Source organism: bacterium, from assembly GCA_004322275.1.
In the GTDB taxonomy this organism is placed as follows: Bacteria; Desulfobacterota; Deferrisomatia; order Deferrisomatales; family BM512; genus SCTA01.
The window spans coordinates 1-19,814 of sequence record SCTA01000033.1 but is presented as its reverse complement, the minus strand read 5'-3'; the positions used below and the strand labels follow the sequence as shown (position 1 = coordinate 19,814).

Below are 19,814 nucleotides of genomic sequence, written 5' to 3'. Positions count from 1 at the left end.
AGGAGTAGAGATGGTAATGCCGGGCGACAACGTAAACCTCACCATCGAACTAATCACGCCCATCGCGATGGCCGACGGCCTTCGCTTTGCGATACGCGAAGGCGGCAGAACCGTCGGCGCGGGCGTCGTCACCAAGATAATCGAGTAGGAGACTCGCACGTGAACATGACGAGCGACAGAATCCGCATCCGCCTCAAGGCGTTCGACCACAAGCTCCTGGATCAGTCGGTGCAGGAGATACTGGACGCCGCGAAACGGACCGGCGCGAGGGTATCGGGTCCTATCCCGCTGCCCACCGAGATAAACAGGTTCTGCGTGCTTCGCTCTCCGCACGTGGACAAAAAGTCCAGAGAGCACTTCGAGATGCGCACTCACAAGAGGCTTCTCGACATTCTGGACCCAACCCAGCAGACGATCGACGCCCTAATGAAGCTCGATCTCTCCGCCGGGGTGGATGTGGAAATTAAACTGCAGTAGAGATTTTTTCCGCGGCTCACGGGCCGCTAACGTGGTAAGGGAGTTCCCATGTCAAAGGGAATTATTGGCACGAAACTTGGGATGACCCAGGTGTTCGCCGGCGGAGACGAATTGATTCCCGTCACCGTCATACAGGCAGGACCCTGCAAGGTCGTTCAGAAAAAGACGCTGGATACGGATGGCTACGATGCCATTCAGCTCGGCTTCGGCGAAGTTAAAATTCAGAGAGCCTCCAAGGCCGCTCTGGGTCACTTCCGCAAGGCCGGCGCAGCTCCGGCGCGCATGCTTGGTGAATTCAAAGTCTCCGACATCGACACGTACGAAGTCGGTCAGGAGATCCGCGCCGACATTTTCAAGGCCGGCGACTACATCGACATCACCGGTACCACTAAGGGTAAGGGCTTTCAGGGCGCGATGAAGCGCCACGGATTCGGCGGCGGCCGCGCGACCCACGGCTCCATGTTCCACAGGAAGCCCGGCGCGATCGGCGCCCACGAATGGCCCGGCAAGATCTTCAAGGGCCAGAAACTGCCTGGGCAGATGGGCAACGTGCGGGTAACCGTACAGAATCTCCAGGTGGTCGAAGTGGACGTTGAGAGAAACATCATAATGGTTCGCGGCGCGGTGCCCGGTTCCAAGAACGGCGCACTCATTCTCCGCAACGCCGTAAAGTAGGCGAGCCGCGTAAGGGCCAAGGAAACGAGACTGTAAAATGGAAGCACCGGTATATAACGCCGCCAACGAGAAGGTTGGCACCCAGCAGCTGGACGAAGGCATTTTCGGGATAACCGTCAATGACGCGCTCCTGTGGGAAATGGTTCGTATGCAGGAGGCCAACAAGCGCCAGGGCACCCACTCGGTGAAGACGCGCTCGGAGACCGCCGGCAGCCAGAAAAAGCTCTGGCGTCAGAAGGGCACCGGCAGAGCCCGCGTAGGCGACCGCCGTTCACCCGTCTGGACCGGAGGCGGCATAGCCTTCGGTCCCACGCCCCGCGACTATTCCTACTCGATGCCCAAGAAGAAGCGCCGCGCGGCCCTGAAAAGCGCGCTTGCCGCGAAACTTCGCGACAACGAGCTTCTGGTGGTCGATTCCCTCGGCCTCGACGGGATAAAGACGAAGGCGCTCGCGGCCACCCTCGGAAATCTCGGCGTCAAAAGCGCCCTGATAATTCTCTCCGAGCCGAACGAGGCGGTCGAGAAATCCGCGCAGAACCTCCCCTGGGTCAAGGTGCTGCGTTACGAGGGGCTTAACGTCTACGACATCCTTCGTTTCGAGAAACTCATCCTTGTCGGCTCCGTGCTGGACAAGATACAAGGAGGGCTGTAAGCCATGCAGACGAGCCCTTATGATGTTCTGGTCCGCCCCGTGATCAGCGAGAAATCGACGATGGTCAAGGAGCAGGACAACAAGATAGTTTTCGAGGTCGCCGTGGGCGCCACCAAGGCGCAGGTCAAGGCCGCCGTAGAAAAGATCTTCAAGGTCAAGGTGACCGGCGTACACACCGCCGTCGTTCGCGGCAAGAACGCCCGCATGGGCAAGTACCTCGGCCGGAAGCGCAACTGGAAAAAGGCCTACGTCACCTTGAACGAAGGCGATACCATCGAGTTTTTTGAAGGGGTGTAGCCTTAAGGCTCCCCGTATGAGGAATTAAAAGATGGCCATCAAACGATACCGACCCACCTCGCCAGGACGCCGCTTTGTAACGGCTTCCACCTATGAGGAGGTGACGAAGACGACGCCGGAGAAGAGCCTTCTTGTCTCCAAGAAGAGGACCGGCGGCCGCAACAACGTGGGCCGCGTCACCTGTCGTCACATCGGCGGCGGAAACAAGCGCCGTTACAGAATCATCGATTTCAAGCGCGACAAGCACGGAATACCGGCGAAGGTCGACTCGATACAGTACGATCCGAACCGCAACTCCCGCATCGCCCTTTTGAACTACGCCGACGGCGAAAAGCGCTACATTCTGGCCCCCAAGGACCTGGGTGTGGGCGACACGGTAATGAGCGGGGCCAAGGCTGAAATTCGCCCCGGCAACGCTCTGCCCCTCGCCAGCATCCCGCTCGGTACGCTGGTCCACAACATAGAGCTGAAGCTCGGCAAGGGCGGACAGATGGCCCGCTCGGCCGGTACCTACGCCCAGCTCATGGCCAAAGAGGGCGATTACGCGGTGCTCCGCCTCCCCTCCGGCGAGATGCGCCAGGTCCGTATGGAATGCTTCGCCACCATCGGGCAGGTCGGCAACGAAGAGTTTGAGAACATAAGCATCGGCAAGGCCGGCAGGAACCGTTGGCTCGGCATCAGGCCCACAGTGCGCGGCGTAGCGATGAACCCCATCGACCATCCGCACGGCGGCGGCGAAGGCCGCACCAGCGGCGGCAGACACCCGGTCACACCCTGGGGCGTGCCCACCAAGGGCAAAAAGACCCGCAACAACAAGGTTACCGACCGCTACATCGTGCGCAGGCGTAAATAGGAGCAGAATAGATGGCCCGTTCCATAAAAAAAGGCCCCTTCGTCGACGACCATCTGGCGAAGAAGGTCACCAAAGCCAAGGAAATCGGTGATCGCAAGGTCATCCAGACCTGGTCCCGGCGTTCGACCATCACCCCCGAATTCGTGGGACTGACTTTAGCCGTCTACAACGGCAAGACCTTCGTGCCCGTGTCAGTCACCGAAAACATGGTCGGCCACAAGCTCGGCGAATTTTCGCCCACCAGGACCTTCTACTCGCACGTCAAGGGCGAGGGCAAAGGCAAGAAGAAGTAAGGCAGGCGGAGGACTCAAATGGAAGCAGCAGCTAAATTAAAAGCACTGAGGATATCACCGCGCAAGGCCAGGCTCGTAGCGGACATGGTTCGCGGCAAGCCGGTCGGCAGCGCGCTCGACACCCTCAAGTTCGTAAACAGGTCGGCGAGCCTGCCGATAAAGAAGCTCATCGAGTCCGCCGTGGCCAACGCGGAAAACAATCACGGTCTCGACATAGACGCTCTTATGGTCAAGGAAATACGGGTTGACGAAGGCCCGACACTTAAGCGGTTCCGTCCGCGTGCCCAAGGCCGCGCATTTCAGATCCGCAAAAAAACGAGCCACGTCAGCGTGGTGCTTGCCGAGAAGTAGAGGAGGAACCAAGTGGGTCAAAAAGTTCATCCCTACGGGTTTCGCGTAGGGATTATAAAGCCCTGGCTCTCACGCTGGTATGTTGGGCGCGATTATGCCAAAACTCTCCACGAAGATCTTGCCATCCGGGATTACCTGACCAAGACTCTGGATCAGGCCGCCGTCTCCACCATCGAGATCGAGCGCGTCGCGAACAAGGTTCGCGTCGAGATCCACACCGCCCGCCCCGGCATCGTCATCGGCAAGAAAGGTGCGGAGATAGACAAGCTTCGCGCGCTCCTTTCGGCGAAAATCGGCAAGGAAGTCTTCGTCAACGTCCGCGAGATCAAGCGTCCCGAGCTCGACGCCAAGCTGGTAGCGGAGAACATCGCCTCCCAGCTCAAGCGCCGCGTAAGCTTCAGAAGGGCGATGAAACGCGCGGTATCCACCACCATGAAGCTCGGCGCCGAAGGCATAAGGGTCAACCTCGCCGGACGCCTGGGTGGAGCTGAAATAGCCAGAGTCGAATGGTATCGCGAAGGGCGCGTGCCGCTTCACACCATTCGCGCAGATATCGACCACGGCTTCGCTGAGAGCCACACCACCTACGGCGTGGTTGGCGTGAAGGTGACGATCTTCAAGGGCGAAGTCCTGACAGACGCTGATAACCCCAGCAACAGGGGGTAGGGAAAAATGCTCAGTCCAAAGGCAATGAAATTCCGGAAGGTGCAGAAGGGCCGCCGCCGCGGGCTCGCCTACCGGGGAAGCACGATAACTTTCGGCGATTACGCGCTGCAGGCGATGGAAGACTGCTGGCTCACCAACCGGCAGATCGAAGCGGCCCGTATCGCGATATCGCACCACGTCAAGCGCGGCGGGCGTCTGTGGATACGCATCTTCCCCGACAAGCCCGTAACGAAAAAGCCGCTTGAAACTCGTATGGGTAAGGGAAAAGGCGCTCCGGAGCTGTGGGTCGCGGTGGTAAAGCCGGGACGCATCCTCTACGAGATTCGCGGCGTAACAGAGGAGATGGCCCACGAGGCATTGCGCCGCGCCGGCCACAAGCTCCCGATGCAGACGCGCATCATCTCCCGCGAGGACATCTATGAAGGCTAAAGAGCTGCGGGGGGCTTCCCCGAACGACCTCCGTGCGAAAATCGACGAGCTGCGGCAGGAATACATGAATCTCCGCTTTCAGCTCGAGACAAAGCAGTTGGAAAACACCGCCGCGATAAGCCGTGTGCGCCGCGACCTCGCTCGCGTGCTGACGGTTCTCACGGAAAAAGAGCGCCAAGCGCAGGGCGCGGAGAGTTAAGATGCCCGAAAAGACCAGAGGCAACCGCAAAAAGCGAATCGGCGTGGTGGTCAGCGACAAGATGGAAAAGACCATTACAGTCCGGGTTTCCGGCCTTGAGAAAGACCAGCGCTTCAAGAAATACATAATGCGCTCGAAAAAATTCAAGGCGCATGACGAGAACAACGAGTGCCGTATCGGCGATAAGGTGCTCATCGAGGAGACCCGCCCTCTCAGCAAGGACAAATGCTGGAAGGTGAAGGAAATCCTTGAGCGCGCCGTATAACAGCCAGGCCGGGTTCGGAGCGATACCATGATTCAGCAGGAAACGATACTAAACGTCGCCGACAATTCTGGAGCAAAGCAGGTTTACTGCATCCACATAGTCGGCGGGTCCAGACGCAAATATGCCACGGTTGGCGACATCATCACCGTCTCGGTGAGGGAAGCGATCGCCAACTCCAAGGTGGCCAAAGGCTCGGTCATGAAGGCGGTAATCGTCAGGACGGCGAAGGAAGTTCGCCGCCAGGACGGCTCCTACATCCGCTTCGACGACAATGCCGCTGTCCTCATCGACAAGGGCGGCGAGCCGATCGGGACCCGCGTGTTCGGTCCCGTAGCCAGAGAGCTTCGCGCGAAGAATTTTATGAAGATCATCTCCCTGGCCCCTGAGGTTCTTTAGGGACCATAGCAAGGAGAACCCTTTATGGCTGTAAAGAAAATTAAAAAAGGCGACCTTGTCGAGGTCATTGCCGGCGCTGGCAAGGAAGAGAAAAAGCGCGGCAAGGTCCTTCGGGTCATCGACGAGAAAAACCGCGTGGTGGTTGAAAAGGTCAACATGGTCAAGCGCCACACGAAGCCCTCCCAGCAGAGCCAGGGCGGCATCGTCGAAAAGGAAGCGTCAGTCAACATTTCCAATATCGCGCTGGTTTGCGAGAAGTGCGACAAGCCCTCCCGCGTCGGGATGAAGATCCTCGACGACGGCGGCAAAGTCCGCGTCTGCAAGAAGTGCGGCGAAGTATTCGACCGGTAAGCCGGGACGGTGACATGATGGCCAGGTTGAAAGAGAAGTACGCGAAAGAAATTCTGCCGCAGATGACCGAAAAGTTCGGCTACAAGAACGTGATGCTTGTGCCGAAGGTCGAGAAGATCTGCATTAACATCGGCGCGGGCGACGCGAAAGACGACGCCAAGCTCATGGAGCGTCTCGCCGCCGAACTCGGGCAGATTGCGGGCCAGAAGCCTGTAATCACCCGCTCGAAAAAGGCCATAGCGAACTTCCATCTTCGGGAAGACCAGCCGGTTGGCGTGAGAGTGACTCTGCGCCGCGAGAGGATGTATGAATTCCTCGACAGGCTCGTCAGCGTGGCCCTGCCCCGCGTGCGCGACTTCAGCGGCATCCCCGCCAAGGGCTTCGACGGGCGCGGCAATTATACACTCGGCATCAACGAGCAGATCATCTTCCCCGAGATCGACCTCGAAAAAGTCGAGAAGATCAAGGGCATGAACGTGACTATCGTGACGACGGCCAAGACCGACGAGGAAAGCAAGGAACTCCTTCGCCTCTTCGGAATGCCTTTCAAGCGGTAAGGGAACGGAGTAACGAATGGCGACCACGGCGAAGATGGAAAAATCCAAAAAGATACTGAAGTTTGCAGTGCGCCAGCACAACAGGTGCCCGCTCTGCGGGAGGCCGCGCGCTTACTACCGCAAATTTCACATGTGCAGGTGCTGCCTGCGCAAACTGGCGCACGAAGGCAAACTCCCCGGCGTCACCAAGGCCAGCTGGTAAGGCTACAGGAGCTAGTTAAATGTCAATAGCTGATCCGATTGCCGACATGCTCACCCGCATTCGCAACGGGATAGATTCCAAAAAGCACAGGGTCGTGATTCCCGCCTCCAACCTCAAGAAAGAGGTTCTGGAGACCATGCGCGACGAAGGTTTTCTCTCCGACGTCGGCATGGAAGAGGATGGGAAGCAGGGCCTTCTTATCGCGTACCTGAAATATGACGAAAACGAGCAGTGCGTCATCGACGGCCTCAGGCGCATGAGCAAGCAGGGCCGCCGGGTGTACGTGAAGGCCGAGGACATCCCGAAAGTCAGAAGCGGCTTCGGAACGGTAATCCTCTCGACCTCGCACGGAGTCCTCTCCGACACCAAGGCAAGAAAGCTCGGCGTCGGCGGCGAAGTACTCTGCTCCGTCTGGTAAGAAACATAAAAAGACCTAAAGGAAGACGTTATGTCGAGGATAGGTAAAAAACCCATTCCCGTACCTTCCAGCGTGAAGGTGGAAATGAAGAACAACACCTTCTCGGCCAAAGGGCCGAAAGGGGAGCTCGCCTTCTCGGTGCACCCCGACATGAAGGTGGAGTTCGAGGGCAGCGTCATCAACGTGACCCGCCCCACCGACAGCATAAACCATCGCGCGCTCCACGGCATGACCCGTTCGATTTTGGCGAACCTGGTCACCGGCGTCAGCGCGGGCTTCGAGAAATCCCTTGAAATTCAGGGGATAGGCTACAAGGCCAACATGCAGGGGCCGACTCTGGTGATGAGCCTCGGGCTCTCCCACAACATAGAGTTCGCAAAGCCCTCCGGCGTGGAGATCGAAGTAAAAGACCAGCGCGTAGTGACCGTGCGCGGCATAGACAAGCACCGCGTCGGCGAGATAGCAGCGAAGATTCGCGCTTTCAAGCCGCCGGAGCCCTACAAGGGCACGGGTATTCGCTACTCTGGCGAGCAGGTCCGTCGTAAAGAAGGCAAAGCAGGCGCCAAGTAGGCCGCCCGCAAGATTGAAGGAGTGGTTACGGTGAATCGGATCACGGCAAAAATAAAAGGTCGTCTGAGCCGCAAGAAGCGCGTCCGCCGGAATGTATCCGGAACCGCGGAGCGCCCGCGCCTCACCGTCTACAGGAGCCTGAAGCATATGTACGCCCAGCTCATAGACGATGAGACCGGCAGCACCCTGGTCTGCGCTTCGACGAAGGGCAGGGATGTCCGCGACGAACTCAAGAAGACCGGTAACATTGACGCGGCCAAGGCAATCGGCGCCGCGGTGGCCAAGAAGGCCCTCGCCCACGATATCAAAAAGGTCGTGTTCGATCGCAACGGATATGCCTTCCACGGCAAAGTCAAGGCGCTAGCAGAGGCCGCCCGCGAAGCGGGCCTGGACTTCTGAGCGCTTAGGAGGATGCACTCTTGACCCAAAGAATTGACCCAAACGAAATGGAATTGTTCGACCGGGTGGTCTTCCTCAACCGCGTCGCCAAGGTCGTCAAGGGCGGCCGCCGCTTCTCCTTCAGCGCTCTGATGGTCGTAGGCGACCACAACGGCGTAGTCGGAATCGGGCTCGGCAAGGCCAATCAGGTTCCTGAGGCGATCAGGAAAGGCGTAGAGCAAGCCAAGCGGAATCTCGTGCGGATACCCCTCACCGAGGGCTCCATCCCCTTCGAGGTCCTCGGACACTTCGGCGCGGGCACCGTAGTTCTCAAGCCGGCGGCTCCCGGTACCGGCGTCATCGCCGGTGGCCCCGTCCGCGCGGTAGTCGAATCTGTGGGCGTGCGCGACATTCTGACCAAGTGCCTCGGAACGTCCAATCCTCACAACGTCGTCTACGCAACGCTTGAAGGGCTCATGCAGCTTCGCAGCCCCGATTCGATTGCCCAGCGGCGCGGCAAGAACCTCGAAGAGATTCGGGCCCAGTAACAAAAGGGCTCTGGAGGCATAAAGATGCGACTTCACGATCTTAGGCGTCCCGTTGGCGCCGTTAAAAAGAAAAAGCGGGTCGGCCGCGGTCCGGGTTCCGGCTTCGGCAAGACTTCCGCGCGCGGCCACAAGGGCGCGAGGGCGCGTTCGGGCTACTCCAGAAGGCCCGGCTTCGAGGGTGGCCAGATGCCGCTCCAGCGCAGAATTCCCAAGGTCGGCTTCACGAATCCCTTCCGCAAGGAATTCGCCGTGGTCAACGTCCTCGATCTCAACCGCTTCGAGGACGGCACCGAGATAACTCCCGAGCTTCTCATCGAAGCCGGAGTCATAAAGAAGATTCTCGACGGCCTCAAGATCCTCGGCAAGGGCGAACTCGAACGCAAGCTCGTGGTCTACGCCGCCAAGGTATCCAAAGGCGCGCAGGAAAAAATCGAAGCTCGCGGCGGAGAGGTGAAGCTTGGCTAAAGTTGCCGGTGACATTCAGGGAATAACCAAAATCCCCGAATTGAGAAGGCGCATACTGATAACCTTCCTCCTCCTGGCGGTTTACAGGCTGGGCGTGCACGTCCCCGTTCCGGGAGTGCGCACCTGGCTGTTCGGCTACTGGGTGGAGCAGGGGCAGGATACCATTCTCGGGCTCGTCAACATGTTCAGCGGCGGCGCCCTGAAGCAGATGAGTATCTTCGCCCTCGGCATAATGCCCTACATCAGCGCCTCCATCATACTGCAGCTCCTTACCGTGGTTGTGCCTACCCTCGAGAGGCTCTCCAAGGAAGGCGAGCAGGGCAGAAGGGTGATAACCCAGTACACCCGTTACGGGACAGTCATTCTCGCCGCGATACAGGGCTTCGGCATGGCCGTCGGCATCGAGAACCTCACGGTAACGGTCTCCGACCCCGCCGCACTTCAGAGCCTGGGTCTCGCGACTCCCGCGACGATACCGGTGGTCGTGAGCGCGGGAATCGGCTTTAGGCTCCTCACCGTATTGTCGCTTACCGCCGGCACCGCCTTCATAATGTGGCTCGGCGAGCAGATAACCGAACGCGGCATCGGCAACGGCATATCGCTCATAATCTTCGCCGGCATTGTCGGCGGGATACCCGGCGCGATTGTTCGCGAGTTCGCCCGCGGCGTCGGCGCGGGAGGAGCGATACTCCTTCTCGTCTTCATCGTCGCTATCATCTTCGCGGTGGTCTTCATGGAGCGCTCTCAGCGCAGGATCCCGGTCCACTACGCGAAGAGGGTTGTCGGAAGAAAGGTCTACGGAGGGCAGTCGACCCATCTGCCGCTGAAGATCAACACCGCGGGCGTCATCCCCGCGATCTTCGCCTCCTCGCTGCTGATGTTCCCGCTGACGGTAGGGCAGTTCGTCGCCCACCCTGCGGTAGAGACCATCCGCAACTGGCTGAACCCTTCCACGATTCTTTACAACGTGCTTTTCATGGGGCTGGTCATCTTCTTCTCGTACTTCTACACCGCCATACAGTTCAACCCGAACGACGTGGCGGAAAACCTGAAGAAATACGGCGGCTACATTCCCGGCATCCGGCCCGGCCAGCGCACGGCGGAGTACATTGACGCCGTACTTTCGAGACTCACCTTCTGGGGCGGTCTTTACGTCAGCGCGGTGTGCGTAATTCCGGCGCTGATGATGCAGGAGGGCGTCTCCTTCTACTTCGGCGGCACCAGCCTTCTGATTGTCGTCGGAGTGGCTCTCGACACGGTAGCGCAGATTGAAACCCATCTCATTGCCCGTAACTACGAAGGGCTCATGGGTTCAAGAAGAATACGCGGAAGACGCGGATAACTTTAACCTGGCAGTATCCTTCCCGGTGGAGAATTAACGATGAGAATAATTCTACTTGGCGGCCCTGGAGCAGGAAAAGGAACGCAGGCAAAAAAGCTGGTCGAGAAGTACGGCATTCCCCAGATAAGCACGGGCGACATGCTCCGCGCGGCTCTTAAGGCAGGCACGGCGCTCGGTCTGGAAGCAAAGAAGTTCATGGACGCGGGCAAACTTGTCCCCGACGAAGTTGTCATCGGTCTCATCGAGGAGCGCATCAAGCTCCCCGACTGCAAAAAAGGCTTCATGCTCGACGGCTTTCCCCGCACCGTGGGTCAGGCCGACGCGCTGAAGGGCGTTCTGGACAAGATGGGAATCAAGCTCGACCACGTCATCTCCATCGAAGTGGCGAACGAAGAACTGGTCGGACGCCTCACCGGCAGAAGAACCTGCAAGTCCTGCGGCAGCGGCTTCCACCTCCTCTTCGACCCCCCGAAGAAAGAGGGCGTCTGCGACAAGTGCGGCGGCGAGCTTTACCAGCGCGACGACGACAAGGAAGAGACGATAAGAAACCGCCTGAAGGTTTACGACAGCCAGACCGCGCCTCTTATCGACTATTACAAGAAGGCCGGACTTCTCCGCCCCATACAGGGTGTCGGCTCCATCGACGAGATCTTCGGCCGCGTAACAGGCGTGCTTGGCGGGTGATAGTTTTAAAGAGCCCCCAGGAAATCGAGAAGATGCGCCTCGTAAACAGCGAGGTGGCGCAGATTCTCCAGATATTGAAGGAAAGGGTCCGCCCCGGAATCACCACGGGAGACCTCGAAGAGATTGCGGCCGAAGAGCTGAAAAAGCGGAAAATCGAGGGCGCGTTCAAGGGGGTGCCTAACCCCTCCGGGCGCGGGATGGCCTTTCCGGCCAACCTCTGTACCTCGGTGAACGACGAAATTGTCCACGGCGTGCCGAGCAAAAAAAGAGAACTCCGCGACGGGGACTTGCTCAGCATAGACTTCGGTGTATATTCTAGTGGTTTTTATGGCGACGCTGCTGTAAGTTGCGCAGTCGGCAACGTCTCGGCCGGAGCAAGAAAACTGATACGCATCGCCGAAGAGTCTCTGGCAGCCGGGATAGAAGCGGCGCGGCCCGGCAATACCGTCGGCGACATCGGGGCGGCCGTACAGGAAATAGTAGAGGGGGCGGGTTACAACGTCGTGCGCGAATTCGTCGGTCACGGCATAGGAACTTCCCTCCACGAAGACCCTCAGGTTCCGAATTTCGGAGTGCGGGGAAGGGGAATAAAGCTCAAGGCCGGAATGGTTCTGGCGATAGAGCCGATGATAAACGCGGGAGCGTCCGGCGTTAAGGTTGACCCGGACGGATGGACGGCTAGGACGAGGGACGGTAGCCTCGCGGCGCACGTCGAACACACAATAGCCGTCACCGAAGACGGCCCCGTGATACTCAGCAGGCTCGGGTAACCAGGAGGAGCGCACTTGGCGAAAGAAGAAGCCATCGAGGTTGAAGGTACGGTGATCGAGCCGCTGCCCAACGCAATGTTCCGGGTGGAACTTGACAACGGGCACAAGATACTGGCCCACATATCCGGCAAGATGCGGATGAATTTCATAAAGATACTGCCCGGGGACAAGGTGACCGTGGAGATATCACCCTACGACCTTTCCCGCGGGCGCATAACATACCGAAAGAAGTAAACGGCCGGGGCGCCCGGTCAGCCAGGAGATACAAAGATGAAAGTTCGACCCTCAGTCAAGGCGATGTGCGACAAATGCAAGATCCTCCTTCGTAAGGGAATCGTGCGCGTAATATGTGAAAACCCCCGGCACAAACAGCGCCAGGGCTAGCTTATATCTGCAAAAAGACGCAGAGGAGGAATAAACAGTGGCGAGAATTGCGGGTGTCGATCTTCCGCGCCAGAAGCGGATGGAAGTCGCCTTGACTTATATCTACGGTATCGGTCGCTCCAGCGCCAGGAATATCCTTTCCAGGGCCGGTGTCGATCTTGACCGCAAGAGCGACGATGTCACGGAAGATGAGCTTCAGGCGATTCGTAAGGTCATCGACGAGAAGTACAAGGTGGAGGGCGACCTTCGCCGCATAGTGCTCTCGAACATAAAGCGCCTAATGGACCTCGGTTGCTACCGTGGTCTTAGACACCGCAAGGGGCTTCCCGTGCGCGGTCAGAGAACTAAAACCAACGCGCGCACGCGCAAGGGCCCCCGCCGTCGTTAGGGGTTAACAGCCGATTGAAAGGACCGTGGAGGATTCATGGCTAAACGGGCTGCCCGTAGGGTCAAAAAAGTAAAAAAGAACATCAGGGACGGTGTGGTGCACATCAAGAGCACCTTCAACAACACCGTCGTAACGATAACCGACGCGACCGGGAACACAATTTCGTGGTCAAACGCGGGAGTGGCAGGGTTCAAGGGCTCCAGAAAGTCCACGCCCTTCGCCGCTCAGATCGCCGGGAAGGATGCAGCCGAGAAGGCTATGGAACACGGGCTCCGCAACGTGGAAGTCTACGTCAAGGGCCCCGGTTCCGGACGTGAAGGCGCCATCCGCGCCCTCAACGCCGCCGGTCTCAACATCACCCGCGTCACCGACGTTACCCCGATTCCGCATAATGGTTGCCGCCCGCCCAAACGGCGGCGCGTGTAAGGCAAACGAGGAGGTTACGCTTTGGCAAGATATCTCGAAGCCGTTTGCCGGTTGTGCCGGCGCGAACGGATGAAGCTCAATTTAAAGGGTGAACGCTGCTTCACCGACAAGTGCGCCATCGAAAGGCGCAACTATCCGCCCGGCCAGCACGGACAGGGCCGCGGCAAGGCCAGCGAATACGGTCGCCAGCTCCGCGAGAAGCAGAAGGTTCGCAGAATGTACGGCGTTCAGGAAGCTCAGTTCCGCGCCTACTTCCAGGAAGCCGACCGCCAGAAGGGCGTCACCGGCGAAAACCTTCTTTGCCTGCTCGAAAGCCGCCTGGACAATATGGTCTATCGCATGGGCTACGCCGCCTCAAGAAGCGAAGCCCGCCAGTTCATCCGCCACGGCCATTTCATGGTCAACGGAAAGCGGGTCAACATCCCTTCCTTCAACTCGAGGGCGGGAGACGTGATAACCATACGGGAAGGGAGCAGAAAAGTTCCGGCGATTCTCTCCGCCATCGAAGCGGCGACCAGCCGCGGGATACCTCGCTGGCTCGAGATCGACCAGAAGAACTTCACCTGCAAGGTAGTAGAGCTTCCCAAGCGTGAAGATATAACGATGCCCATCGAAGAGCATCTGATAGTCGAATTGTACTCCAAGTAAAAACCTTAAACGCTACAAAGAAGCGTGGAGGTTGTAATCTTGCAACAACGCAACTGGCGAGAACTGATTAAGCCCAAGAGGCTTATGGTGGAGGAAGAGACTCTCTCCGACACCTACGGCAAATTCACTGCCGAGCCCCTGGAGCGCGGCTACGGGATCACGCTTGGCAACGCCCTGCGGAGGACTCTCCTTTCGAGTCTTCAGGGCGCGGCCATCGTGCAGGTCAAGTTCGAGGGGGTACACCACGAGTTTTCTTCGGTGCCCGGTGTGACCGAAGACGTGGTTGAGATGATACTGAACCTCAAGGACGTTCGCCTCAAGGCGACGACCAGCAAGCAAAAGCGCCTTCACCTCGACAAGGTGGGGCCGTGCGAAGTCAAGGCGGGGGACATAGCCACCGGCTCGACCATTGAAATCCTCAATCCCGAAGCGCACATAGCCACGCTTGGCGAGGGCGCGAGGCTGATTGCGGAGATGGTCGTCGAAGTCGGCAAGGGCTACCTCCCGGCCGAGATGAACAAGAACGAAGATCTGCCCATCGGCTGGATTCCGGTGGACGCCATCTTCAGCCCGATCGAGAAGGTCAATTTCCGTGTCGAGCAGGCCCGCGTGGGCCAGCGCACCGACTACGACAAACTGATCCTCGAAATCTGGACCGACGGCTCCGTCCGCCCCGACGACGCCATCGCCTACTCGGCGAAGATACTCAAAGACCAGGTCCAGGTCTTCATCAACTTTGAAGAGGGCGAAGAGGTTGAGGAAACCACGGTCGAGGAGGCCGAGGTGACCACCTACAACCCGAACCTCGACCGCAAGGTGAGCGAGCTCGAACTCTCGGTGAGGGCCGCCAACTGCCTCAAGTCCGCCAACATAAGATTCATCGGCGAACTGGTTCAGAAAAACGACGCCGAGATGCTCAAGACCAAAAACTTCGGGCGCAAGTCTCTTAACGAGATAAAGGACATACTCCAGACGATGAATCTCCACCTCGGGATGGAGCTCTCCGGCTGGACGCCGCCTGAAGAAGACCTGGAAGAAGAAGAGCTGTAGGCTCCGCACAAGAGGGATAACGATGCGACACAACAAGGCCGGCAGACAGCTCGGCAGAAACTCCAGCCACAGAAAAGCGATGTTCCGCAACATGGTGACCTCGCTCTTCGAGCACGGCAAGATACAGACCACGGACACGAAGGCCAAGGAATTGCGCCGGATAGCCGAGAAGCTCATAACCCTCGGCAAGAGGGGCGATCTTCACGCCCGCAGGAGAGCGATCTCCTACGTGCGCAGCAGCGACGTCGTGGCGAAGCTTTTCGAGGAGATCTCGAAGACCTTTTCCGGCCGTCCCGGCGGCTACACCCGCATAATCAAGGTCGGCGTCCGCCGCGGCGACAACGCCCCCATAAGCCAGCTGGAGCTGGTCACCGAGCCCTGCGTGCCGAAGGTCAAGGCCAAGAAGGCCGCGCCCCAGGTTGCGGCGGCCCCGGTCGTCGAGCCCCCCAAGGCAGCGGTGGAAGCCCCCGCTCCCGTCGTCGAGGAATCGGCCGCTCCGGCGGAAGAGACCCCTGCGGGCGAGTAATCGCAAGGGCATAAAAACTCCCCGAAATAAACAAGGGGCAAGGAATTTTCCTTGCCCCTTTTGTTTTTCAATAGACCGGGAGGTTTTTAAAAAGTCATGAGAACCGTTTTTTATATCTTTACGCCTATCTTCGCGCAGATTTCAGCCACTTCCGCCCGAAGCATAGCGTCGGTGTCGTAAGGACTGACGCCCTTGCGGTCTGCCTCGCGGATAGCTTCGCTCATGGGGAAGTAGCCGAGAACCGGAATTCCCTCCACCCCCTCCTCGATTACCTTCCTGTCCGCCTCGTCCGCTATCTTGTTGCCGACGACGTAAATCTTCTGGACGCCGAGGTCGGCGGCTAGCCGCCTGATCTGGTGGGCGGTCTGGATGGAGCGCTGACCCGGCTCGACGACGACTATGAAGGCGTCGATGGATTCGGTGGAGCCGCGGGCGAGGTGTTCCAGCCCCGCCTCCATGTCGATGATCACGGCCTCGCCCCTCTGCACCATTATGTGGCGAAGGAGGACGCGAAGAAGGGTCGATTCGGGGCAAAGGCACCCGGTGCCGCCCTTCGGGACCGTCCCGAGGGTGAGGAGCCTTATCCCCTTGAACTCGATGCCGTATTCCTCGGGGATGTCGTCCACCTTGGGATTGAGTTTGAACATGCCGCCGAAGGAGCCCGCCTTCGCCCCGGTGCGCTCGGCGACGAGTTCCTTGAGGGACGCGAGGGGGCGAATCTTCTGAGCCACGTCGAGCGGGACGCCGATAGCCGAGGGAAGGTTTGAATCCGGGTCCGCGTCTATGGCGAGGACGCGCTGGCCGTTGTCGGCGAGGTAGCGGGCCATCGCGCCCGCCAGAGTGGTTTTTCCGACCCCGCCCTTGCCGCTTATAGCAATTTTCATCTTTATCCTCCAAAAAAGTGGTCAGGCAAAATTAACACCGCAGATGTTCCTTGTCAAAACCCCGTATCGTAATTATTAAGTCCTTGTCCACAAGGAGCCTTCTTGCGCCCTTTACTTACCGGCCCGGCGTTGTTAAACTTGCGTACCGCACGGGCCGGAGGAAAAAACCGCATCCGGCGGGCAATTAAACCGCCTCAAAATATTTCGGAGAAACCCCTGAAGATGAAATTGCAGGAAAGAATCAGGAACTTCAGCATCATCGCGCACGTGGACCACGGCAAGTCCACGCTTGCCGACAGGTTGCTCGAATATACCGGCGCGATAAGCGACCGCGACAAAAAAGACCAGTTCCTCGACAGCATGGAGCTTGAGAGGGAGCGGGGAATCACCATAAAGGCACAGACCGTCAGGCTTAACTACAAAGGAGACGACGGCGAGGAGTATGTCCTCAACCTCATCGACACTCCCGGCCACGTGGACTTCTCCTACGAGGTCTCCCGAAGCCTCGCGGCCTGCGAGGGAGCGGTGCTTGTCGTAGACGCCAGCCAGGGAGTCGAAGCCCAGACCCTCGCCAACGTCTACCTCGCCACCGACAACAACCTCGAACTGGTGCCGGTCCTCAACAAGATCGACCTTCCCAGGGCGCGCCCGGACGAGATCAAGCAGGAGATCGAGGACATAATCGGAATCGACGCCTCCGAGGCCGTGTTGACCAGTGCCAAGATGGGCATTGGGACCCACGAGCTTCTTGAAGCGATAGTAAAGACCGTCCCCGCGCCGAAGGGCGATACGGACGCGCCCCTGCGCGCCCTGATGTTCGACTGCAACTACGACAACTACCTCGGCGTTACCGTGCTCGTCCGCGTCTTCGACGGCGAGCTTAAAAAAGGCACCAAGATACGCTTCATGGCGACCGGGAAAGATTACGAGATACTGCGCGTCGGCGTCTACGCACCCGCCATGACCGATACGAAAACTCTCGGCCCTGGCGAGGTCGGCTGGTTCACCGCCTCCATCAAGGACGTGCGCGATACAAAGATCGGCGATACCGTGACCTACTCGGACCGGCCGGCAAGCGAGCCCCTTCCCGGCTTCGCGGAGGTCCAGCCGATGGTCTTTTCGGGGCTTTACCCCACGGATTCCGCCGACTACGAAGACCTGAAGGAGGCGCTCGGCAAGCTGGTCCTCAACGACGCCAGCCTGAAGTACGAGCCGGAGAACTCCCAGGCGCTTGGCTTCGGCTTTCGTTGCGGCTTTCTCGGGCTCCTCCACATGGAGATAGTTCAGGAGAGGCTGGAGCGAGAGTTCGACCTCGATCTCATCACCACCGCCCCGACGGTGCGCTACCGTGCCTACAAAACCAACGGCGAGGTCATCGAGCTCGAAAACCCGGCCCTTCTTCCGGACCCCGGCGTCCTCGACCACGTCGACGAGCCCTGCGTGCTCGCGACGATGCATCTGCCCGACGCCTACCTCGGAGACATCATAAAGCTCTGCATAGACAGGCGCGGCATACAGCGCAGCCTCACCTATCTCTCGCAGAGCCGCGTGCAGCTCGAATTCGAGATGCCGCTGAACGAAATAGTCCTGGATTTTTACGACAAGCTAAAGACCGCCTCGCGCGGTTACGCTTCTCTGGATTACGAACTGCTTGAGTACCGCCCGGCGGACCTCGTAAAGCTCGACATCTACGTCAACGGCGATATAGTGGACGCCCTCTCCCTCATCGTCCACAAGGACAAGGCGTACGCCAGAGGCAGCGATGTGGCGAGAAAGATGAAAGACCTCATACCGCGCCAGATGTTCGACGTGGCGATACAGGCGGCAATAGGGTCTCGCATAATCTCCCGTACCAACGTTAAGGCGCTTCGGAAGAACGTCACCGCGAAATGCTACGGCGGAGATATCTCCCGCAAGAGAAAGCTCCTCGAAAAGCAAAAGGCGGGCAAAAAGAGAATGAAACAGGTCGGCAGCGTGGAGATACCGCAGGAAGCCTTCCTCGCCATCTTAAAAGTGGATGAACAATGAACCAGGAAACTTTCGATCCCGACGCCAAACTCGGAACCTATCTTCTGGGCGGCACGGCGCTCTTTCTCTTCGGGGTTTTGGCCACGATTCTAAACGTAGCCCTCCCCGTGGAGGATTATCAGAAAATATCCAACTTCAGCGTCTTCTTTTTCACCGGCGGCGGCGCGCTTTTGATGATAATCGGCGCGCCTGTGCTGGCCGAATCAGGCAGCGAGACCTTAAGGAAGCTGTGGCCCCACCTCTGGAAGATATTGACCGGCGCGGTCTTCGCCTCCTTCGGGGCGCTCCTCTTCGACAGGACCGAAGGGGCCGACTACTCCTTCCTGACGCTCCTTCTGGTTGCCTACATCATCTTGCTCGGATTGCTGCTCGCGCAAAAAGAACTGAAAGAGCGGCTCACCAAAACCATAGAGATGATCGAAGTGATAGTGGTGGCGGTCGCGCTCGCCATCTTCATAAAGGCCATCGGCGTGCAGGCCTTCAAGATACCCTCCGGCTCGATGCTGCCCACACTCCAGATCGGAGACCAGCTTCTGGTCTCCAAGTTCCTCTACGGCATTCCGCTGCCTTACACAGACGCCAGGCTCCCTTCGATACGCGACCCCGAGAGGGGAGACATAGTCGTCTTCGCCTACCCCGGCATGGACAACCCCGACAAGCCCGAAGAGATAATGTACGTCGGCAAGAATATGATAAAGGACGACCTCAAAGGCGAGGACTTCATAAAGAGAGTGATCGGGCTGCCCGGAGACGTGGTGGAGATAAACGGCCCCGAGATAGCCATCAACGGGCAACTGCTCGACGACAAATGGGGGCGCTTCGATCCGTCGATGGGCGGCCCCCTCGCCTCGCGGAGGCATATGGGGCCCTTCAAGGTGCCAGAAGGCTACTACTTCGTCATGGGCGACAACCGCGACCACTCCAACGACAGCCGCTTCTGGGGCTTCGTCAGGGAGGGGAGGATCAAGGGGAAAGCTTTTATCATCTACTTCTCGACTGCGGGGTTGAACAGAATCGGGACGATGCTGTAGTTGTCCGGCTTCCTCTTCCGGCGAAGGGCTGCGTCGTTTCTCGGGCGCGGGTCTTGGCGTAGTCACGCTACTGTCCGCGACCGCGCGCCCTGCGGACTCCTTGCCCTTCATCCGAAATAGAAAGCCGGATTAAAAACCATTTCGTCGCTCGCTGGGACTCCTTGCCTGACGAAAAAATCCAAAGCCGTTTGTAAAAGCGCCGTCATTCTCGCGCGAAGCGCGGGAATCCAGAAATATAAAACATAACATTTCCGCATACTTGCGTAGGGTGCGTTAGCCGCGAAGCGGCGTAACGCACCAATTCCTTCTCTATTTCCACCCCATCGCTTGCCCGCCATCTCGTCCGCCATAGCTCGAAGAGCGACGGGGGAGGCTTTAGCGAAGGCGGGTCATTCTCGCCCGGAGGGCGGGAATCCAGCGACTTTTTCGGTGTAGGTCGTGCTTGAGGAACGAAAGCCGACAATATCCCAATTGTTTTGAATATTTGCGCAGGGCGTGTTGGCCGCGAAGCGGCGTAACGCACCGATTCCTCATCGTCATTCTCGCCCGTAGGGCGGGAATTCAGCCTTTCTCTTTTTGTTTTCCCGTATGCGAAGTTTCTTCTGTTCTTC

General features: G+C 58.6%; 34 protein-coding genes. 33 read left to right on the top strand and 1 reads right to left on the bottom strand.

Annotated elements, in window-relative coordinates; all coding sequences use genetic code 11:
• The 31 genes from tuf to EPN96_09775 form a co-directional block, all read left to right on the top strand.
• The coding region (tuf, locus tag EPN96_09925) for an elongation factor Tu (GenBank protein TAL16295.1) at positions 1-148 on the top strand (148 nt) is incomplete at its 5' end.
• 17 nt (positions 149-165) lie between these two features.
• Entirely contained in the window at positions 166-477 is a 312-nt protein-coding gene (locus tag EPN96_09920) for a 30S ribosomal protein S10 (GenBank protein TAL16300.1), read from the top strand.
• Positions 478-525: 48 nt separating this feature from the next.
• Positions 526-1,152, top strand: coding sequence for a 50S ribosomal protein L3 (locus tag EPN96_09915; GenBank protein ID TAL16294.1), 627 nt, complete (start codon positions 526-528; stop codon positions 1,150-1,152).
• A 37-nt stretch (positions 1,153-1,189) separates the two neighbouring features.
• On the top strand, positions 1,190-1,804 hold the full coding sequence (locus EPN96_09910; protein ID TAL16293.1) for a 50S ribosomal protein L4: 615 nt from the start codon (positions 1,190-1,192) through the stop codon (positions 1,802-1,804).
• 3 nt (positions 1,805-1,807) lie between these two features.
• On the top strand, positions 1,808-2,101 hold the full coding sequence (locus EPN96_09905; protein TAL16292.1) for a 50S ribosomal protein L23: 294 nt from the start codon (positions 1,808-1,810) through the stop codon (positions 2,099-2,101).
• A 31-nt stretch (positions 2,102-2,132) separates the two neighbouring features.
• Entirely contained in the window at positions 2,133-2,954 is an 822-nt protein-coding gene (locus EPN96_09900) for a 50S ribosomal protein L2 (GenBank protein ID TAL16291.1), read from the top strand.
• An 11-nt stretch (positions 2,955-2,965) separates the two neighbouring features.
• The gene (locus EPN96_09895; protein TAL16290.1) at positions 2,966-3,247 is read left to right on the top strand and encodes a 30S ribosomal protein S19; all 282 of its coding nucleotides are present in this window, start codon (positions 2,966-2,968) and stop codon (positions 3,245-3,247) included.
• 18 nt (positions 3,248-3,265) lie between these two features.
• Positions 3,266-3,598 (top strand): 50S ribosomal protein L22, encoded by a 333-nt coding sequence (locus EPN96_09890; protein TAL16289.1) that lies wholly within the window; start codon positions 3,266-3,268, stop codon positions 3,596-3,598.
• A gap of 12 nt (positions 3,599-3,610) precedes the next feature.
• Positions 3,611-4,264: a 30S ribosomal protein S3 gene (locus EPN96_09885; protein TAL16288.1), complete on the top strand. Its 654-nt coding sequence runs from the start codon at positions 3,611-3,613 to the stop codon at positions 4,262-4,264.
• 6 nt (positions 4,265-4,270) lie between these two features.
• Entirely contained in the window at positions 4,271-4,693 is a 423-nt protein-coding gene (locus tag EPN96_09880) for a 50S ribosomal protein L16 (protein ID TAL16287.1), read from the top strand.
• Positions 4,683-4,892 (top strand): 50S ribosomal protein L29, encoded by a 210-nt coding sequence (locus EPN96_09875; protein ID TAL16286.1) that lies wholly within the window; start codon positions 4,683-4,685, stop codon positions 4,890-4,892. The genes EPN96_09880 and EPN96_09875 overlap by 11 nt, the downstream gene beginning before the upstream one ends.
• A gap of 1 nt (position 4,893) precedes the next feature.
• The gene (locus tag EPN96_09870; GenBank protein ID TAL16285.1) at positions 4,894-5,157 is read left to right on the top strand and encodes a 30S ribosomal protein S17; all 264 of its coding nucleotides are present in this window, start codon (positions 4,894-4,896) and stop codon (positions 5,155-5,157) included.
• Positions 5,158-5,184: 27 nt separating this feature from the next.
• Positions 5,185-5,553 carry a 50S ribosomal protein L14 gene (locus EPN96_09865; GenBank protein TAL16284.1) on the top strand — a complete coding sequence of 123 codons (369 nt, stop codon included), beginning with the start codon at positions 5,185-5,187 and terminating at the stop codon, positions 5,551-5,553.
• 24 nt (positions 5,554-5,577) lie between these two features.
• On the top strand, positions 5,578-5,904 hold the full coding sequence (locus EPN96_09860; protein ID TAL16283.1) for a 50S ribosomal protein L24: 327 nt from the start codon (positions 5,578-5,580) through the stop codon (positions 5,902-5,904).
• A gap of 17 nt (positions 5,905-5,921) precedes the next feature.
• Entirely contained in the window at positions 5,922-6,461 is a 540-nt protein-coding gene (locus EPN96_09855) for a 50S ribosomal protein L5 (protein ID TAL16282.1), read from the top strand.
• A gap of 16 nt (positions 6,462-6,477) precedes the next feature.
• Positions 6,478-6,663, top strand: a complete 186-nt coding sequence (locus EPN96_09850; GenBank protein TAL16281.1) for a type Z 30S ribosomal protein S14 — start codon at positions 6,478-6,480, stop codon at positions 6,661-6,663.
• A gap of 19 nt (positions 6,664-6,682) precedes the next feature.
• Complete coding sequence (locus tag EPN96_09845) at positions 6,683-7,081, top strand: 30S ribosomal protein S8 (protein TAL16280.1); 399 nt, start codon at positions 6,683-6,685, stop codon at positions 7,079-7,081.
• 30 nt (positions 7,082-7,111) lie between these two features.
• Positions 7,112-7,651: a 50S ribosomal protein L6 gene (locus tag EPN96_09840; GenBank protein ID TAL16279.1), complete on the top strand. Its 540-nt coding sequence runs from the start codon at positions 7,112-7,114 to the stop codon at positions 7,649-7,651.
• A gap of 30 nt (positions 7,652-7,681) precedes the next feature.
• Positions 7,682-8,050, top strand: coding sequence for a 50S ribosomal protein L18 (locus EPN96_09835; protein ID TAL16278.1), 369 nt, complete (start codon positions 7,682-7,684; stop codon positions 8,048-8,050).
• Positions 8,051-8,097: 47 nt separating this feature from the next.
• Entirely contained in the window at positions 8,098-8,577 is a 480-nt protein-coding gene (locus EPN96_09830; protein TAL16299.1) for a 30S ribosomal protein S5, read from the top strand.
• A 24-nt stretch (positions 8,578-8,601) separates the two neighbouring features.
• Complete coding sequence (locus EPN96_09825) at positions 8,602-9,042, top strand: 50S ribosomal protein L15 (GenBank protein TAL16277.1); 441 nt, start codon at positions 8,602-8,604, stop codon at positions 9,040-9,042.
• Between the two features lie 13 nt (positions 9,043-9,055).
• Positions 9,056-10,384: a preprotein translocase subunit SecY gene (gene secY / locus EPN96_09820; protein ID TAL16298.1), complete on the top strand. Its 1,329-nt coding sequence runs from the start codon at positions 9,056-9,058 to the stop codon at positions 10,382-10,384.
• 39 nt (positions 10,385-10,423) lie between these two features.
• Positions 10,424-11,068, top strand: coding sequence for an adenylate kinase (locus tag EPN96_09815; protein ID TAL16276.1), 645 nt, complete (start codon positions 10,424-10,426; stop codon positions 11,066-11,068).
• The gene (gene map, locus EPN96_09810) at positions 11,065-11,838 is read left to right on the top strand and encodes a type I methionyl aminopeptidase (GenBank protein ID TAL16275.1); all 774 of its coding nucleotides are present in this window, start codon (positions 11,065-11,067) and stop codon (positions 11,836-11,838) included. The genes EPN96_09815 and map overlap by 4 nt, the downstream gene beginning before the upstream one ends.
• A 15-nt stretch (positions 11,839-11,853) precedes the next feature.
• Complete coding sequence (locus tag EPN96_09805; GenBank protein TAL16274.1) at positions 11,854-12,072, top strand: translation initiation factor IF-1; 219 nt, start codon at positions 11,854-11,856, stop codon at positions 12,070-12,072.
• A gap of 36 nt (positions 12,073-12,108) precedes the next feature.
• Positions 12,109-12,222, top strand: coding sequence for a 50S ribosomal protein L36 (locus tag EPN96_09800; protein ID TAL16273.1), 114 nt, complete (start codon positions 12,109-12,111; stop codon positions 12,220-12,222).
• Positions 12,223-12,259: 37 nt separating this feature from the next.
• Positions 12,260-12,610, top strand: coding sequence for a 30S ribosomal protein S13 (locus EPN96_09795; GenBank protein TAL16272.1), 351 nt, complete (start codon positions 12,260-12,262; stop codon positions 12,608-12,610).
• Positions 12,611-12,646: 36 nt separating this feature from the next.
• Positions 12,647-13,036, top strand: coding sequence for a 30S ribosomal protein S11 (locus tag EPN96_09790; protein TAL16271.1), 390 nt, complete (start codon positions 12,647-12,649; stop codon positions 13,034-13,036).
• A gap of 21 nt (positions 13,037-13,057) precedes the next feature.
• Positions 13,058-13,684, top strand: a complete 627-nt coding sequence (locus EPN96_09785; GenBank protein ID TAL16270.1) for a 30S ribosomal protein S4 — start codon at positions 13,058-13,060, stop codon at positions 13,682-13,684.
• An 84-nt stretch (positions 13,685-13,768) separates the two neighbouring features.
• Complete coding sequence (locus tag EPN96_09780) at positions 13,769-14,734, top strand: DNA-directed RNA polymerase subunit alpha (GenBank protein ID TAL16297.1); 966 nt, start codon at positions 13,769-13,771, stop codon at positions 14,732-14,734.
• Between the two features lie 22 nt (positions 14,735-14,756).
• Complete coding sequence (locus tag EPN96_09775; protein TAL16269.1) at positions 14,757-15,260, top strand: 50S ribosomal protein L17; 504 nt, start codon at positions 14,757-14,759, stop codon at positions 15,258-15,260.
• Between the two features lie 110 nt (positions 15,261-15,370).
• On the opposite strand, the gene EPN96_09770 is transcribed toward EPN96_09775, so the two are convergent.
• Positions 15,371-16,144 carry a carbon monoxide dehydrogenase gene (locus EPN96_09770; protein ID TAL16268.1) on the bottom strand — a complete coding sequence of 258 codons (774 nt, stop codon included), beginning with the start codon at positions 16,142-16,144 and terminating at the stop codon, positions 15,371-15,373.
• Positions 16,145-16,366: 222 nt separating this feature from the next.
• On the opposite strand from EPN96_09770, the gene EPN96_09765 reads away from it, so the two are divergent.
• On the top strand, positions 16,367-18,172 hold the full coding sequence (locus EPN96_09765) for an elongation factor 4 (GenBank protein TAL16267.1): 1,806 nt from the start codon (positions 16,367-16,369) through the stop codon (positions 18,170-18,172).
• Between the two features lie 413 nt (positions 18,173-18,585).
• Positions 18,586-19,203 carry a signal peptidase I gene (gene lepB / locus EPN96_09760; protein TAL16296.1) on the top strand — a complete coding sequence of 206 codons (618 nt, stop codon included), beginning with the start codon at positions 18,586-18,588 and terminating at the stop codon, positions 19,201-19,203.
• Positions 19,204-19,814 lie beyond the last annotated feature (611 nt).

Coding starts and splice junctions, on each gene's coding strand:
- EPN96_09825 (TAL16277.1), top strand. CDS start 8,602: ATGCGACTTCACGATCTTAGGCGTCCCGTTGGCGCCGTTAAAAAGAAA.
- EPN96_09920 (TAL16300.1), top strand. CDS start 166: ATGACGAGCGACAGAATCCGCATCCGCCTCAAGGCGTTCGACCACAAG.
- EPN96_09900 (TAL16291.1), top strand. CDS start 2,133: ATGGCCATCAAACGATACCGACCCACCTCGCCAGGACGCCGCTTTGTA.
- EPN96_09915 (TAL16294.1), top strand. CDS start 526: ATGTCAAAGGGAATTATTGGCACGAAACTTGGGATGACCCAGGTGTTC.
- EPN96_09830 (TAL16299.1), top strand. CDS start 8,098: ATGGAATTGTTCGACCGGGTGGTCTTCCTCAACCGCGTCGCCAAGGTC.
- EPN96_09905 (TAL16292.1), top strand. CDS start 1,808: ATGCAGACGAGCCCTTATGATGTTCTGGTCCGCCCCGTGATCAGCGAG.
- EPN96_09875 (TAL16286.1), top strand. CDS start 4,683: ATGAAGGCTAAAGAGCTGCGGGGGGCTTCCCCGAACGACCTCCGTGCG.
- EPN96_09910 (TAL16293.1), top strand. CDS start 1,190: ATGGAAGCACCGGTATATAACGCCGCCAACGAGAAGGTTGGCACCCAG.
- EPN96_09860 (TAL16283.1), top strand. CDS start 5,578: ATGGCTGTAAAGAAAATTAAAAAAGGCGACCTTGTCGAGGTCATTGCC.
- EPN96_09765 (TAL16267.1), top strand. CDS start 16,367: ATGAAATTGCAGGAAAGAATCAGGAACTTCAGCATCATCGCGCACGTG.
- lepB (TAL16296.1), top strand. CDS start 18,586: ATGATCGAAGTGATAGTGGTGGCGGTCGCGCTCGCCATCTTCATAAAG.
- EPN96_09770 (TAL16268.1), bottom strand. CDS start 16,144: ATGAAAATTGCTATAAGCGGCAAGGGCGGGGTCGGAAAAACCACTCTG.
- EPN96_09845 (TAL16280.1), top strand. CDS start 6,683: ATGTCAATAGCTGATCCGATTGCCGACATGCTCACCCGCATTCGCAAC.
- EPN96_09865 (TAL16284.1), top strand. CDS start 5,185: ATGATTCAGCAGGAAACGATACTAAACGTCGCCGACAATTCTGGAGCA.
- EPN96_09790 (TAL16271.1), top strand. CDS start 12,647: ATGGCTAAACGGGCTGCCCGTAGGGTCAAAAAAGTAAAAAAGAACATC.
- EPN96_09815 (TAL16276.1), top strand. CDS start 10,424: ATGAGAATAATTCTACTTGGCGGCCCTGGAGCAGGAAAAGGAACGCAG.
- EPN96_09850 (TAL16281.1), top strand. CDS start 6,478: ATGGCGACCACGGCGAAGATGGAAAAATCCAAAAAGATACTGAAGTTT.
- EPN96_09890 (TAL16289.1), top strand. CDS start 3,266: ATGGAAGCAGCAGCTAAATTAAAAGCACTGAGGATATCACCGCGCAAG.
- EPN96_09780 (TAL16297.1), top strand. CDS start 13,769: ATGGTGGAGGAAGAGACTCTCTCCGACACCTACGGCAAATTCACTGCC.
- EPN96_09800 (TAL16273.1), top strand. CDS start 12,109: ATGAAAGTTCGACCCTCAGTCAAGGCGATGTGCGACAAATGCAAGATC.
- EPN96_09870 (TAL16285.1), top strand. CDS start 4,894: ATGCCCGAAAAGACCAGAGGCAACCGCAAAAAGCGAATCGGCGTGGTG.
- EPN96_09855 (TAL16282.1), top strand. CDS start 5,922: ATGGCCAGGTTGAAAGAGAAGTACGCGAAAGAAATTCTGCCGCAGATG.
- EPN96_09895 (TAL16290.1), top strand. CDS start 2,966: ATGGCCCGTTCCATAAAAAAAGGCCCCTTCGTCGACGACCATCTGGCG.
- EPN96_09840 (TAL16279.1), top strand. CDS start 7,112: ATGTCGAGGATAGGTAAAAAACCCATTCCCGTACCTTCCAGCGTGAAG.
- EPN96_09880 (TAL16287.1), top strand. CDS start 4,271: ATGCTCAGTCCAAAGGCAATGAAATTCCGGAAGGTGCAGAAGGGCCGC.
- EPN96_09775 (TAL16269.1), top strand. CDS start 14,757: ATGCGACACAACAAGGCCGGCAGACAGCTCGGCAGAAACTCCAGCCAC.